Source organism: Bradyrhizobium sp. Arg237L, assembly GCF_029990105.1.
In the GTDB taxonomy this organism is placed as follows: Bacteria; Pseudomonadota; Alphaproteobacteria; order Rhizobiales; family Xanthobacteraceae; genus Bradyrhizobium.
The window spans coordinates 192,027-204,394 of sequence record NZ_JAQMIL010000003.1 but is presented as its reverse complement, the minus strand read 5'-3'; the positions used below and the strand labels follow the sequence as shown (position 1 = coordinate 204,394).

Here is a 12,368-nt window from a genome sequence, read left to right as displayed (position 1 = left end):
GCGTCAGGGATGTAGCTCGCGCACAGCCGGAAGGCGTCAGGCGCGCATGCGGCCCTCTGCTCGGGAGTGCCGCGGTTCTCCTGCGCAAAGGCAGCCCCATTGCCGATCAATGCCAGCAGCATGACGATTAATGTGGACTTGAACATACAGAACCCTTCATTTGCTGAGATCGAACCGGGAAACGCAGCGTCGCGCTCCGACCCGCCTTTCAAACAGTCTGAACACGAGCTTGTGAGTCTTCGCTCTTGACACATCCCGCGGCCCGGGATGTATATGAACTATACGGTTTAGTGTATTTCGGGGACCGAGAATGTCAACACTTTTGTGGTCGCTTGCAAAGGAAAATCCCTGGCCGGGGCTTGCGCTCGCATCCCTGAACCTGGTTGTTGCTCTGTCCCTCGTGGGCCTGAGCCTCCTGCTGGGCGTTACGATATCCTTGCTTGCGGGGTTGCATGCGTTCGCCGGCAGCCGGCCCTGGATCGCGCCGAAGGCACTTCTGCGCGGGAGCCGGGCGCAGTGAGCAGAACATCCGTCTTGTCAATGCGTGCGCGTGGTTCAGTCGAGACTCAAGCTCCAGTGTGGAGTTACTTTCTGTGGGTCGGCGGAGCGCTGCTCGTGCTACTCTTTGCAGCCAATTCCCTGCTGCCAGCGACCCCGCCGAGAAGGCTCATCGAACCTCATTCTACACTTCCACCGATTCGGATCGCCTCCGAGCTGGAGAGACCGAAAGCGGTCGTCATCGATACCAGCCAGCCTGGTTTCCTGCCGATTCTCCCCCACAGGGAGATTGGAGTCCCCTCGCGGCTCAGCTTCGAGGCAGCCGATGCTGTACGACAGCCGCCCGCGTCAATATCCGAGCAGGCCGATGCGAGTGACGGGAGCCCCGCAATCCGGGTCCGTGAAACGTTGGCGCAGTTCGGTCCGGGAGTTTCTGATCGAGCCGGCTCGAGCACGAGGTCAGTCAGGCTGACCTCGGAACCGCAGCGCAATTTCGCTCAGAGTCGCTCCGAGAAGCGGCCGCGACCTACTCGACATCCGAGTTTCAATAGCGCTCTCAAACGGTGCGCTTCGCTGAGCCACGCCAAAAGTTCGTGTCGATAGGCCGTCAGAGACCCTCGCCACACCGATAAGACCACCGGTCAGTTTTTCACCCACAGCCACTGGATACACCTCATGTCGAAGAAGCGATTGTTAGCGACTATCGTTTTGTCCGCCACGTTCGCTGTTGCGGGCGCGAGAGCCGATGTCACCCACACACCTTTGGACGACACAAATAGAGGCGTAGCCGCACAAGGCGATACCGATGAGGCGGCGATGCGTCGCCTGCTCGAGCAATTTCGCAGAATAAAAATACCACTGAGTCAGGCGGTAGCGATTGCCGAGCGATTACATAACGGTTCAAGGCCCGTCGACGTTAGCTTTGAGATATCCGGTCCGGCCATTTATCGCGTGCGGACGGTAAGAAATGAGCGCATTTGGGAAAATGTCGTAGATGCGAACACCGGAAGCGTTACAGAAAAGGAAATCTTATCATCGCTGAAGGAGCTCGATCGAGAGGATCTAAGCAAAATCATTGCTCTGAAGACGGTTGAGCAAGAGCTGTCGGACGCCGTACGCATCGCCGAGAAAGCTGGAGCGGGAAGCGCTGTTGCCGGAGGTTTGATGAAGCAGGATGGAAAACTCAACTTCGTGGTCATCGTCGCCAGTGGCAATCGCTTGAAGGAAGTCATGCTCGAGCCGCCCCCAGTCCGCACTGAAAAGTCAGTTCACCATTAGGCGCCGTCGTACATGCGGTTCAGGGTCATGCAGCCAAGCGTCGCTCCTCCTCACCCCCCTCTTGATCACTGCCTGAAGCCCTCTTCAAGAAGCGAGCCAAGGCGGCCTTCCGTGAATCGCGGTCCAACGCATAGGCTCTGCCTGAACTCAACGCCATCAGAAGGCCCTGAATGTAGCCCGAGATTGTGTCCGCAGCCATGATGAGCGCCGTGTCAAGCGTATGGATAAGGGCGCGCAAGGGGGACGACCAGCGGCGCCGCGATCGCTGCAATTTTTTTTGGCCGACCTCTTGAAACGACTTTCCGTTTTTCTAAGTCAATTTTCGCCGCAAGAGCGGTGTGCCGGGCGCCAGATCGGGCCCGGTGCGGGCGCCGGGCCGGGTATCTTCGGACCCCGTCTGAAACCCCTGTCCTGCGCTCCTTCGTACCCATCTTGCTCTATGGAGGACTTGGTTATGAGGACGACCTTCGACTTCGCGCCCCTGTGGCGCTCCACCATCGGCTTCGACCACCTGGCCAACCTCGTCGATAGCACAATGCGCCAGGCGACCGAGGATCACTATCCCCCGTACAACATCGAACGCTCCGGCGAGGACCACTACCGGATCTCGCTCGCCGTCGCCGGATTCGGAGCCGACGACATCACGCTGACCGCCGAGCAGAACGCGCTCACCATCGAGGGCAGGAAGCCCGAGAAGGCGGCCGGCGAGTATCTCTACCAGGGGATCGCCGCGCGTCCGTTCCGGCGCGTGTTCAACTTGGCCGATTACGTCCAGGTGAAAGAGGCCTCTTTCCGCGACGGACTGCTGATCATCGATCTCGTCCGCGAGGTGCCCGAAGCAATGAAGCCGCGCCGGATCCAGATCGCGGGCGGCGCTTCTCCTTCGCAGATCGAGCAGAAGAAGGCAGCCTGACGCCAGCCAAGGTTCGATGGCGGAACGCGGCGCGCGCAAGCGCAGCCGCGCTCCCTCCCCATGCAACAAAGGAGAACAACCATGGCAATTCGTGATCTCATTCCCTGGTCGCGGAATCAGGAACTTACGCCGACGCGCGGCAACTACGATCCATTCATGACGCTTCATCGCGAGATGAACCGCCTGTTCGACGATGCCTTTCGCGGCTTCGGCGGGACGGGTCTGTCGCCACTCATGGAAGGGCAATTCGGCTGGCCCAAGATCGAGCTCAGTGAGACCGATAAGGCACTGACCATCACGGCCGAACTGCCCGGCATGACGGAGAAGGACGTCCAGATCGAAATCGCTGGCGGTGTCCTGACCATCCGCGGCGAGAAGAAAGCCGAGCGCAGCGACGAAGGTAGGTACTTCACCGAGCGCGCCTACGGCGCCTTCGAGCGGCGGATCCCGCTCGAGGACGTCGAAGAAGACAAGGCGGAAGCGTCGTTCGAGAACGGCATCCTGACCGTGTCGCTGCCGAAGTCCGAGAATCCGCGGGCGGGCGTCAAGCGCATCGCCATCAACACGCAGTAGCGACATCCGGGCGGCGGCCCCGCCGCCGTCCGGCACCAACTCGAACCCGTCCCGAAGAAAGGAGCGTAGGGAGGCAGCCGATGAGCAACGCAAACACGAACACCAGCAATCTCAACCCCATCTTCCACCCGGCCGCGCACTATGCCTCGCCGGAGGACGTGCTGAAGGACGATGAGCTCTCCGTGCCGGAAAAACGGATCATCCTGTCGTCCTGGGCTTCCGACATGTTTGCAGTCGAATCCTGTCCTGCCCTGCGGGAGATTCCCGGCATGAGCCACACCATTCGACTGGCCGATATCCTCGCCGCGCTGCGGCGGCTGGACGACGACGACCCGCCCCGACCCGGCGGCGTCCCCATGCGGCTGCGGCGGCCTTGGGCCGCCGCGCAGCGGAGGTCCGTCTGATGTTCACACAAGCCGTTCTGACCATGATGCTCCTAGGCAATGCCGCGGCGGTATGGGCCGTCCCCTTCGTCGTCATGGTAAGAGGCGGGCAAGCGCGGTGAGCACCGAACAGTTGGCGTTCTGATGTTAATCGGCATGGTCCTAACGCCGATCGGCGCGCGAAGTGTCCGCGTTAGATGACTGCGGGGATCATGGTTCGACGCCGATTAACAGCCGCTCATTCGGTCAAATTACAACGCACGCCGTTGAGGCTCACTTGCAGGCCAGCTGAATCGTGCCTCATCTGCTGGATGGAAGCTCCCGTCAGGTGAGCATCGAAGGCCTCGCGTGATGCATAGACTTCGTATAGCATGACCGTGTCGGCTTCCTCTTGCGGCACGAGGATCTCGAAAGCCAGAGTGCCAGGCTCGGCCGCCCTGCAACGAAGCGCGTGAGCGTTCAGGTGCTTGAGATATTCGGTCCGCTTACCGGCGGCGGTCTTGATGGTCGCCACGACTGCTAGTTTGGCCATGTGCTGATCTCCCGGTGTTCTGGTTCAGGTTTACGATTTCGCTGCCGCCATGCGGCGAGCTGCTTCTTCGCCCAGCTTTGTCACCACGTTGGCCGGGCGCAACATGACGACGAGATCGGTCATCTGGCCGGCCTCGTTGAACCGGACCGGCCGGATGCGGTGCGTTTGTGCGCAGGTTTGAGCTCTCGTTACCCATATATTCACTCTCCGTCAGTTGAAGGTTTGGCAGGAGAGCCGGCAAATCAGCGGGCGGCGGCGACCAGCTTCGCCGAAAACACCGCGTCAGGTCCGATAACGCGCGGCCGGTTTGGCGTTGCCGAAGCCTGCCGCCAGAACGCCGCGCGCCTTCTCGAAAGCGTCCCACGCCGCCACGTCGGGCACCGGTGGAATCGTGACCGGTTCCTTGCGATCGAAGCCGATCAACGCCGCATCCACGAGGTCTTCGACCTCCATGACATTGGGCACCTTGCCGGCATCGCCGCCGGCGCGCTCGTAGATTTCCGTGCGCGTAGCCGCGGGCAGCACGGCCTGCACATAGACACCCTTCGACGCGACTTCGGCTGCAAGGCCTTGCGACAGCGTCATCAGGTAGGATTTGGTCGCGGGGTAGATGCCACGGGAGTATTCGGGGAGCAGAGCCAGCACCGATGCGATGTTGATGATCGCGCCATGGCCGCGTTCGACCATGCCGCCGATGACGGCGGACGCGAGCAGCGTCGGCGCGACAACGTTCAGCCCCAGCAGATCGTCCATCTTGCTTGGGTCGGCGGTTGCGAAATCGCCGATCAACGCAGCACCCGCATTGTTGACGAGGATTTCGATGGGCGGATCGGAACGGAGGCGCTTGAGAACCGGTGCGAGTTGGGAGTGGTCGACCAGATCGGCCGTAATGACCTCGACCGCAATGCCATGTGCATTGCGCAGTTCGCCCGCGAGGGCGTTGAGCCGGTCGGTCGCGCGTGCGACGAGGACGAGGTCGTGGCCGCGTGCGGCGAGACGGCGTGCGTAGACCGCGCCGATGCCGCTCGAAGCGCCGGTGATGAGTGCGATCGTCATGGATGTTGTCCTGGTTAGGCTTCCAGCTTCATCCATGTCTTCTCGTCGGCGGTCATGGTCGCGAGAAAGTCGGCGCGCGGCGGGATGTACTTGCACAAATAGTACTTCATAGGTCGCTCCTCGGCGAAAGAGACAATTCAGCTTGCCCGGTGATCGCTCTGTTGGGAGATCAATCGGCCACGCCCATCTGCTTGCGAAAACTCTTCTCGAAGGTCTTTTCAGGGACGAAGCGCCGCATCAGGCGGAGACGGCCCGCCATTGTTCCGGGCGTGTAGCGAATGCCCGGCTGCTTTTCGGTGGCGGCCTGCACCACCTTGTCCGCCACGGCCTCCACGGGGTCGCCGGCCGCGATGCCGTTGCGCCAGGTCGCGTTCATGGCCGCGCGTCCCTTGTCGTAGACGCTCAGGATCCGATCGGGCTTGTCGCCGTTCTCTTCCAGCGCGGTGCGGGTGAAGACCGGCTCGACCAGCGAGACACGAATGCCGAATGTCCGCAGCTCGTGATCGAGCGATTCGGAATAGCCTTCGACGGCGTGCTTGGTGGCGTTGTAGAGCGCCGTATATGGTCCGGGCAGGAAGCCGGCCACCGAACTGATGTTGATGATCCGGCCCTGGCCCTGCCGGCGCACCGACCGGGATGCGTCCCCAGTGCGTCCCTGCTAGGTTTCACGAGGGGCCGCGAAAATCGTCTTCTTGGTTAAGGCATTGAGGTTACAACAAAAAATGGTGCCCAGGGAGGGAATCATACGCAACCACCGACACGACGAGCCGTTGTTTGTCCTTAGTATGGTGGCGTGAGTGCTTGGCACAGGGTTGGCCCAAAGCCTCGTTGATCCGCCCGCGGGTGCGCGCTTGGCGCCATTAGCAGCAGCGTCCTGGCGCAAACGCAACCCGTCCAGACTGCCGCTACTGACCTGCCAATCGGAAGACCCAGATAGAGGCTTGCAGCTCTACATGCCACCAGACACGACGATGGTCTCTCCGGTGATCCAGCGCGCATCGTCGGAGACAAGGAACGCCGCCACGGGCGCGATGTCGCCCGGTTGGCCGAAGCGGCCGAGCGGGGTCATGCCGATCATGTTCTTTTCGGACTCGTTTCCGATCAGGTCGGCGGCATGGGTGCCGGGGGTCTCCACGCCACCCGGATTGAGCGAATTAACGCGGATCTTGCGCGTGCCAAGCTCCTTCGAGAGTGTGCGGGTAATGGCGTCTACCGCTCCTTTGGTTGCGGTGTAGATAGAGGCGCCCGCCGGCGTCTGTCGACTTGCTACCGAGCCGATATTGACGATGCTTCCGCCCTCAGGCCCGAACTGCGACACCGCGGCCTTCGTCGCGAGCAGAAGGCCGAGTACATTGGTGTCGAAGTGGCGCCGATATTCGCTCTCGGACACCTCCTGGATCGTGCCGAACTTGTAGACGCCGGCATTATTGACGAGGATGTCCACTTTCCCGTAAGCGGTCGCGGCCGTGGCGAAGATCCGCTCGACGTCCTCTGCTCTGGCGACGTTGCCCTGGACGACCGTCGCTTTGCCGCCGGTCGCTGCGATGTCGGCGACGACCTTATCCGCTCCGTCGCGGTCGCTCGCGTAGTTCACGACGACGGAGGCTCCTTCGGCCGCCAGTCTGCGGGCGATCTCGGCGCCGATGCCTTTGGACGCGCCGGTAACGACGGCGACTTTGCCTGACAACCTCTGCGGCCGGTCTTTTAGCGCATCCTCGATGGTTCTGTTGCTCATTTTCGTTGTCCTTCCGGTTGGGATGCTCGGGGTTTCAAGCGGCTGCGCGCGACCGATGCAGCGCGACCAGTTCGGCTTCGTCCTTCAGCGCCTTCTGAGCGGAGGGGCGCGCTTCGACGCGGGCGACGTAGGCCATCAGGTTCTTGAGGTGGTCGATCTTCGCGCCGGAGCGTTCGTGCCACATGGTGCCCCAGACGTAGGCGTCGGCGACCGTGAACTTGTCACCCGTGATGTACGTCCGGCCGTCGGCCAGGCGCTGATCGAGCTCGGTGTAGGCCTTCACGAGCTTGTTGCGGGTCCATTCGGCACCCTCAGAGGTCAACAGCTTACGCATCAGCGGGATGTGCTTCTGGGCGATCTCGGTCGCGAGGAAGACAAGAAGCTGGTCGTACCTCGCGCGCTCGAGCGTGCCGGCTGCGGGGATCAGGCCAGCCTCCGGATGCTGATCGGCCAAGTACGAGGTGACGACTGTCGTCTCGGTCAGGCGATCCGATGCATCGTTGTTCAGTTCGAGGACGGGTACGTAGGCCAGCGGATTCACGTCGGTGAACGATTGGCCGTTCGAGGTGGTCCCGTTGTGTACGTCAAAATGGATCAGTTCAGGGGAAAGGCCGAGCTCGTTCGCGACGAGCTGGGCGGCGAGGGAGCAGGTTGCCTGGGCGATGTAGAGCTTCATGGCGAGGTCCTTTCGTTTGGATGGGCAGAACCTAACTGCACCGATCGAGGCGATAAACGGTAGACACCGCGCAAGACTGTCTCCCCATGGGATACAAGATGAGGCGATAGGCTCTGCGGCCATGGCTTGGCGGCCTTGCCAGCGTCCGCACCGGAATCGAAGCGCCCGCCCGCCAAGGCATGGCGGACGGGCGCGGAAGCTCCGAAGGTTCAAGCTGCGAGCGCCAGTCGCTCCGGGGCAGCTTGGACGCGCTGCTTGGCACCCGACAGGCGTCGCACGACGACGTAGAATACCGGCGTGAAGAGTAAACCGAACAGGGTTACGCCGAGCATGCCGAAGAAGACCGCGATGCCCATCGCCTGGCGCATCTCGGCACCGGGCCCGCTTGATGTGACGAGCGGCAAGACACCAAGGATGAATGCGAAGGACGTCATCAGGATCGGGCGCAGCCGCAGCCGCGCGGCCTTCACGACGGCTCGCATCTCGCCGTTGCCCTCGCCTTCCAACCGACGAGCGACCTCGACAATCAGGATGGCGTTCTTGGCGGCCAAGCCCACTAGAACGATGAAGCCGATCTGGGTCAGGATGTTGATGTCTCCGCCCAGCATCCGGACGCCGGCCGAACCGGTCAAGAGCACCATCGGCACGATCAGCAGAATCGAGATCGGCAGGCTCCAGCTTGCATACTGCGCGGCCAGCACGAGATAGACGAAGACGACCGACAGCGGGAAGATCAACAGGCCCAGATTGCCCGTCGTGGTCTGCTGGTAGCTCAGGTCGGTCCACTCGAAGCTGATGCCGGCCGGCAGGATCTTCTTCGCAAGCTCCTCCATCTTCGCGATACCGTAGGCGGCGCCGACGCCCGGCAGCGTATCACCATTGATCTCGGTCGCCGGGAACAGGTTGTAGCGCGGCACGCGATCCGCACCGAAGATATCGCGCAGCGTTGCGACGTTGCCGAGCGGGACCATGTCGCCTGCCGCGTTGCGGACCTTGATCCGCGTCAGGTCGTCGGCGCTGTTGCGGAACGGAAGGTCGGCCTGCGCGGTCACGTGGTAGGTGCGGCCGTACATATTGAAGTCGTTGATGTAGCTCGAGCCGAAGTAGGTCTCGATCGCCGCGTTCACGTCCTGGCTCTGCACGCCCAGCATCTCGGCGCGCTCGCGGTCGAGATCGACGTTGACCTGCGGCGTGCCCGACGAGAAAGTGGTGTAGACGCCGGTGAGGCCGGGTGTGGCGTTGGCGGCGGCGACGAGATCGTTGGTCGCCTTGGCGAGCGCGGCGGTGCCGAGACCGGCGCGGTCCTCCAGCCTCATCGAGAAGCCGCCTGCGCTGCCGATGCCGGATACCGGCGGCGGCTGCACGACCAGGATGTTGGCGCCGTCGATATGGGCCACGCGCCTGGTCAGTTCCGCCTGGATCCAGGCCGCAGTCTGGCCGTGCTTCATGCGCTCTTCGAACGGCTCGAGCACGACGTAGGCCGCGGCGGAGCTCGACGAGATCGTCTGCGTCGCTCCGGAGAAGCCCGCGAAGGTCGGCAGGTGCGACACGCCCGGGATCTCGAGCGCAATGCGCCCGACTTCCTTGGCGATCTCCGTCGTGCGTTCCAGCGAGGAGCCCGCGGGAAGCTGTGGGATCGCGATGATATAGCCGCGATCTTGCGCGGGGATGTAGCCTTTCGGGCTCTCGACCAAAAGATAGCCGGTCGCGCCGAGCAGCAAGACGTAGACGGCGAGCATCGGCTTGGCATGCCGCACCAGACGTACGACCAGCGACCCGTACAGCTTCGATAGCTTGTCGAACCCAGCGTTGAAGCGCTCCGCCGCCACGGTACCGAGGCGCTTCAAGACGCCACCGCGCGCCCCGTCTCCGGCATGTTGCTTCAGCATCATCGAAGACAAAGCCGGCGACAGCGTGAACGAGTTGAACAGCGAGATCACGGTGGCGACCGCAATCGTGATGCCGAACTGGCGAAAGAACTGACCGGACAGGCCTGGGACGAACGCGGTCGGCACGAACACCGACGCCAGCACCAGGGCGATGGCAACCAGCGCGCCGCCGACCTCGCGCATGGTCAGCAGGGTCGCCTCCCGCGCGCTCTTGCCTTCCGACAGATGCCGCTCGACGTTCTCGACCACGACGATGGCGTCGTCGACGACCACACCGACGGCGAGCACCAGACCGAACAGGCTGAGATTGTTGATGGAGAAGCCGAGCGCCGCCATGACGGCCATGGTGCCGACGAGCGAGACCGGGATGGCCAGGATCGGAATGATCGACGGCCGCCAGCCTTGCAGGAAGACGATGACCACGACGACGACCAGCACCATCGCCTCATAGATGGTCTTCACCAGTTCGCGGATGCTGTCGGCGATGAAGCCAGTCGGATTGTAGCCGATTTCGTACCGTATCCCCTTCGGGAAGTCCGAGCTGAGCTCGGCCATAGTCTTCGCGATCTGGTCTTGCGTCGCCAGGGCGTTCGCACCGGGCCGCTGCAGCACGGCGAGCGCGACCGCGGGCTTGTCGCCCAAGTAGCCACCCGTCGAGTAGGTCAGCGCACCAAGCTCGACACGCGCGATATCCTTCAACCGGACCACGCGCCCGCCGTCGGTCTTGACGATGATGTTACCGAATTCGGCCGGCTTCTTCAGGCGACCTTCGAACACGAGGGTGGATTGGAAGGCCTGATCGGTCACCGGCGGCTCCGCGACGACCCCGCCGGCGACCTGCGTGCTCTGAGCGTTGATCGCCTTGGTGATGTCGGCCGGCGTGATCCCGAAGGACGCAGCCCGATCCGGATCGAGCCAGATGCGCATGGAGTATTCGCGGACGCCGAACAACTGGATATCGCCGACGCCATCGACGCGCTTGAGGACGTCGACGACGGCCCGCAGCGCGAAGTTCGAAACGTAGAGCTGGTCATAGCTCCCATCAGGAGAGAACAGGAAGACGCCGCTGAGGATCGTCGGAGACGACTTCTTCACGGTGACGCCGTTGCGCTGCACCGGCTCGGGCAGCCGCGGCGAGGCGAGCGCGACGCGGTTCTGGACCAGCACTTGGGCTTTGTCGAGGTTAGTGCCCGGCTTAAAGGTCACGGTCAGGGTCAGGCCGCCGTCCGAGGTGGCCTGGCTGTACATGTACAGCATGTCCTCGACGCCGTTGACCTCCTGCTCGATGGGCGTCGCCATCGTGTCGGCGACCGTCTGCGCCGAAGCGCCAGGATAGGTCGTCGAGACGACGACGGTCGGCGGAACGACGTCCGGATATTCTGTGACCGGCAAGGTAAAATAGGCGATGCCGCCGACGATGACGGTGACGATCGACAGCACGATGGCGAAGATCGGCTGGCGGACCGAGAGTTGACCGAGGTTCATAACACATCTCCCTTCGACGCGAATTGTTCAAACTTGATGGCTTCCATACGCACGGTGACCTTGGTGCCGGCCTGCACGCGCTGAATTCCCGAGAGGACGACGCGATCGTTCGGCTCCAGACCGCGTGTGACTTCCCGCATCTTCCCGAACAGTCGACCGAGCTCGACGGGGCGTGCAGCGATGCGGTCGTCGCTTCCGACGACGAAGAGAACGGCTTGCGAGGAATCGCTGGCGACAGCTGCTGCCGGGACCAAAACGGCCTGATGCGCCGGTTCGGCGGGCAGCGAGATGCGCACGAACTGGCCGGGCATGAGTACGTGGTCCAGATTAGCGATGCGAGCGCGCAAGCGCAGCGTGCCGGTGGATGCATCCAGACGGTTCTCGGCGAAGTTCAGCTTGCCGGTGAAGCCCGGCGATTTGTCGCCCGGCAACGCGATGCCGACTTCACCACCGGACGCGAAGGCGACCGCCTGTTTGCCATCGGCAGCGCGCCGGTATCGGAGGAAGCTGTGCTCGTCGATGTCGAAGTAGGCATCGATGGCGTCGAGCGAGACGATGCTCGTCAGTAAGGTCGCGTTGGCGTCGCCGCCGGCGACGAGATTGCCTTCGCTGACCAGCTTGCGACTGATGCGGCCCGTGATCGGCGCCCTCACCTGAGTGAAGTCGAGGTCGAGATTGGCGCGGGCGAGCGCGGCGGCCGCGACAGCTACGGCGGCTTCGGCCGCCTGCTGGTTCTGCGCCCGCTGGTCGAGGACGTTGGTCGCGATCGCCTGCGCCGCGATCAGCGACTTGGCGCGCTCCAGTTCCTTGTCGGCCAGCACGAGCTGCGCCTGTGCCTGCGCAAGCTGGCCTTCGGCTTGTTTCTCCGCCGCCTCGTAGGGGCGCGGGTCGATGACGAACAGGAGATCGCCTTTGTGGACGTAGTCGCCGTCGCGGAAGGCGACGCGCTCGACGTACCCGTTCACGCGCGGCCGCACCTCGACGGTGTCGACCGCTTCCAGCCGGCCGGTGAACGTGTCCCATCCGGTGACCTCTTTCACCAGCGGGGTGCTCACCGAGACGGTGGGATCGGCTGGCGGCACGGCCGCGTTAGGACCGCATGCGGCCAGCATCAGCGCGACGACACTGGCCAGCGCAAATCTCGTCAGAAAGCGTGCGTCGAACATGGCGAGAACCTTCGTAAAAATTGGCACGAGCGAGTGGGACCAGCGTCCGGACGGACGTCGGGTTGTCGACAATCGGTTGTTCAAGTGATCCGAGACGGGCGACCCTACCGGGCCGGGGGCCCTAAATAATCAGGCTCGGTCGGCATGACTTTTTGAGGCTAGCTACACAATCGGAGAACCGGCT

Annotated in this window: 12 protein-coding genes and 1 pseudogene; 5 read left to right on the top strand and 8 right to left on the bottom strand. The window is 62.9% G+C overall.

Annotated features, from left to right (window positions below):
• Positions 1-310 precede the first annotated feature (310 nt).
• Both OZ411_RS03120 and OZ411_RS03115 read left to right on the top strand, forming a co-directional pair.
• On the top strand, positions 311-520 hold the full coding sequence (locus tag OZ411_RS03120) for a hypothetical protein (RefSeq protein WP_282526747.1): 210 nt from the start codon (positions 311-313) through the stop codon (positions 518-520).
• A gap of 653 nt (positions 521-1,173) precedes the next feature.
• Positions 1,174-1,776, top strand: coding sequence for a PepSY domain-containing protein (locus tag OZ411_RS03115; protein WP_130578868.1), 603 nt, complete (start codon positions 1,174-1,176; stop codon positions 1,774-1,776).
• A 25-nt stretch (positions 1,777-1,801) separates the two neighbouring features.
• On the opposite strand, the pseudogene OZ411_RS03110 reads toward OZ411_RS03115, so the two are convergent.
• Positions 1,802-2,002, bottom strand: a pseudogene (locus tag OZ411_RS03110) (integrase); the annotation flags it as partial.
• Positions 2,003-2,230: 228 nt separating this feature from the next.
• Between OZ411_RS03110 and OZ411_RS03105 the strand changes: the two are divergent.
• From OZ411_RS03105 to OZ411_RS03095, 3 genes are all read left to right on the top strand, one after another.
• Entirely contained in the window at positions 2,231-2,689 is a 459-nt protein-coding gene (locus OZ411_RS03105) for an Hsp20 family protein (protein WP_130578869.1), read from the top strand.
• Between the two features lie 81 nt (positions 2,690-2,770).
• Positions 2,771-3,262, top strand: coding sequence for an Hsp20/alpha crystallin family protein (locus OZ411_RS03100; RefSeq protein ID WP_130578870.1), 492 nt, complete (start codon positions 2,771-2,773; stop codon positions 3,260-3,262).
• A gap of 80 nt (positions 3,263-3,342) precedes the next feature.
• Positions 3,343-3,666 (top strand): hypothetical protein, encoded by a 324-nt coding sequence (locus OZ411_RS03095; protein WP_130578871.1) that lies wholly within the window; start codon positions 3,343-3,345, stop codon positions 3,664-3,666.
• Between the two features lie 217 nt (positions 3,667-3,883).
• Here OZ411_RS03095 and OZ411_RS03090 read toward each other — a convergent pair whose 3' ends face one another.
• The 7 genes from OZ411_RS03090 to OZ411_RS03060 all read right to left on the bottom strand — a co-directional run bounded on the left by OZ411_RS03090 (position 3,884) and on the right by OZ411_RS03060 (position 12,184).
• A complete protein-coding gene (locus OZ411_RS03090; protein ID WP_282526746.1) occupies positions 3,884-4,177 on the bottom strand; it encodes an antibiotic biosynthesis monooxygenase in 294 nt (97 codons plus the stop codon).
• 282 nt (positions 4,178-4,459) lie between these two features.
• On the bottom strand, positions 4,460-5,233 hold the full coding sequence (locus OZ411_RS03085; protein WP_130578873.1) for an SDR family oxidoreductase: 774 nt from the start codon (positions 5,231-5,233) through the stop codon (positions 4,460-4,462).
• Positions 5,234-5,402: 169 nt separating this feature from the next.
• Positions 5,403-5,861 (bottom strand): SDR family NAD(P)-dependent oxidoreductase, encoded by a 459-nt coding sequence (locus OZ411_RS03080; protein WP_130578874.1) that lies wholly within the window; start codon positions 5,859-5,861, stop codon positions 5,403-5,405.
• 321 nt (positions 5,862-6,182) lie between these two features.
• Entirely contained in the window at positions 6,183-6,968 is a 786-nt protein-coding gene (locus tag OZ411_RS03075; RefSeq protein ID WP_282526745.1) for a glucose 1-dehydrogenase, read from the bottom strand.
• Between the two features lie 34 nt (positions 6,969-7,002).
• Positions 7,003-7,644: a glutathione S-transferase C-terminal domain-containing protein gene (locus tag OZ411_RS03070; RefSeq protein ID WP_130578876.1), complete on the bottom strand. Its 642-nt coding sequence runs from the start codon at positions 7,642-7,644 to the stop codon at positions 7,003-7,005.
• A 209-nt stretch (positions 7,645-7,853) separates the two neighbouring features.
• Positions 7,854-11,018, bottom strand: coding sequence for a multidrug efflux RND transporter permease subunit (locus tag OZ411_RS03065; RefSeq protein ID WP_282526744.1), 3,165 nt, complete (start codon positions 11,016-11,018; stop codon positions 7,854-7,856).
• The gene (locus OZ411_RS03060; RefSeq protein WP_130578878.1) at positions 11,015-12,184 is read right to left on the bottom strand and encodes an efflux RND transporter periplasmic adaptor subunit; all 1,170 of its coding nucleotides are present in this window, start codon (positions 12,182-12,184) and stop codon (positions 11,015-11,017) included. Before OZ411_RS03060 ends, OZ411_RS03065 begins: the two co-directional genes overlap by 4 nt.
• Positions 12,185-12,368: the final 184 nt, after the last annotated feature.

What these genes read in the sequence shown, in the direction of transcription:
- OZ411_RS03065 (WP_282526744.1), bottom strand. Translation starts at nt 11,018, where the DNA reads ATGAACCTCGGTCAACTCTCGGTCCGCCAGCCGATCTTCGCCATCGTG.
- OZ411_RS03115 (WP_130578868.1), top strand. Translation starts at nt 1,174, where the DNA reads ATGTCGAAGAAGCGATTGTTAGCGACTATCGTTTTGTCCGCCACGTTC.
- OZ411_RS03100 (WP_130578870.1), top strand. Translation starts at nt 2,771, where the DNA reads ATGGCAATTCGTGATCTCATTCCCTGGTCGCGGAATCAGGAACTTACG.
- OZ411_RS03090 (WP_282526746.1), bottom strand. Translation starts at nt 4,177, where the DNA reads ATGGCCAAACTAGCAGTCGTGGCGACCATCAAGACCGCCGCCGGTAAG.
- OZ411_RS03105 (WP_130578869.1), top strand. Translation starts at nt 2,231, where the DNA reads ATGAGGACGACCTTCGACTTCGCGCCCCTGTGGCGCTCCACCATCGGC.
- OZ411_RS03095 (WP_130578871.1), top strand. Translation starts at nt 3,343, where the DNA reads ATGAGCAACGCAAACACGAACACCAGCAATCTCAACCCCATCTTCCAC.
- OZ411_RS03060 (WP_130578878.1), bottom strand. Translation starts at nt 12,184, where the DNA reads ATGTTCGACGCACGCTTTCTGACGAGATTTGCGCTGGCCAGTGTCGTC.
- OZ411_RS03070 (WP_130578876.1), bottom strand. Translation starts at nt 7,644, where the DNA reads ATGAAGCTCTACATCGCCCAGGCAACCTGCTCCCTCGCCGCCCAGCTC.
- OZ411_RS03120 (WP_282526747.1), top strand. Translation starts at nt 311, where the DNA reads ATGTCAACACTTTTGTGGTCGCTTGCAAAGGAAAATCCCTGGCCGGGG.
- OZ411_RS03085 (WP_130578873.1), bottom strand. Translation starts at nt 5,233, where the DNA reads ATGACGATCGCACTCATCACCGGCGCTTCGAGCGGCATCGGCGCGGTC.
- OZ411_RS03075 (WP_282526745.1), bottom strand. Translation starts at nt 6,968, where the DNA reads ATGAGCAACAGAACCATCGAGGATGCGCTAAAAGACCGGCCGCAGAGG.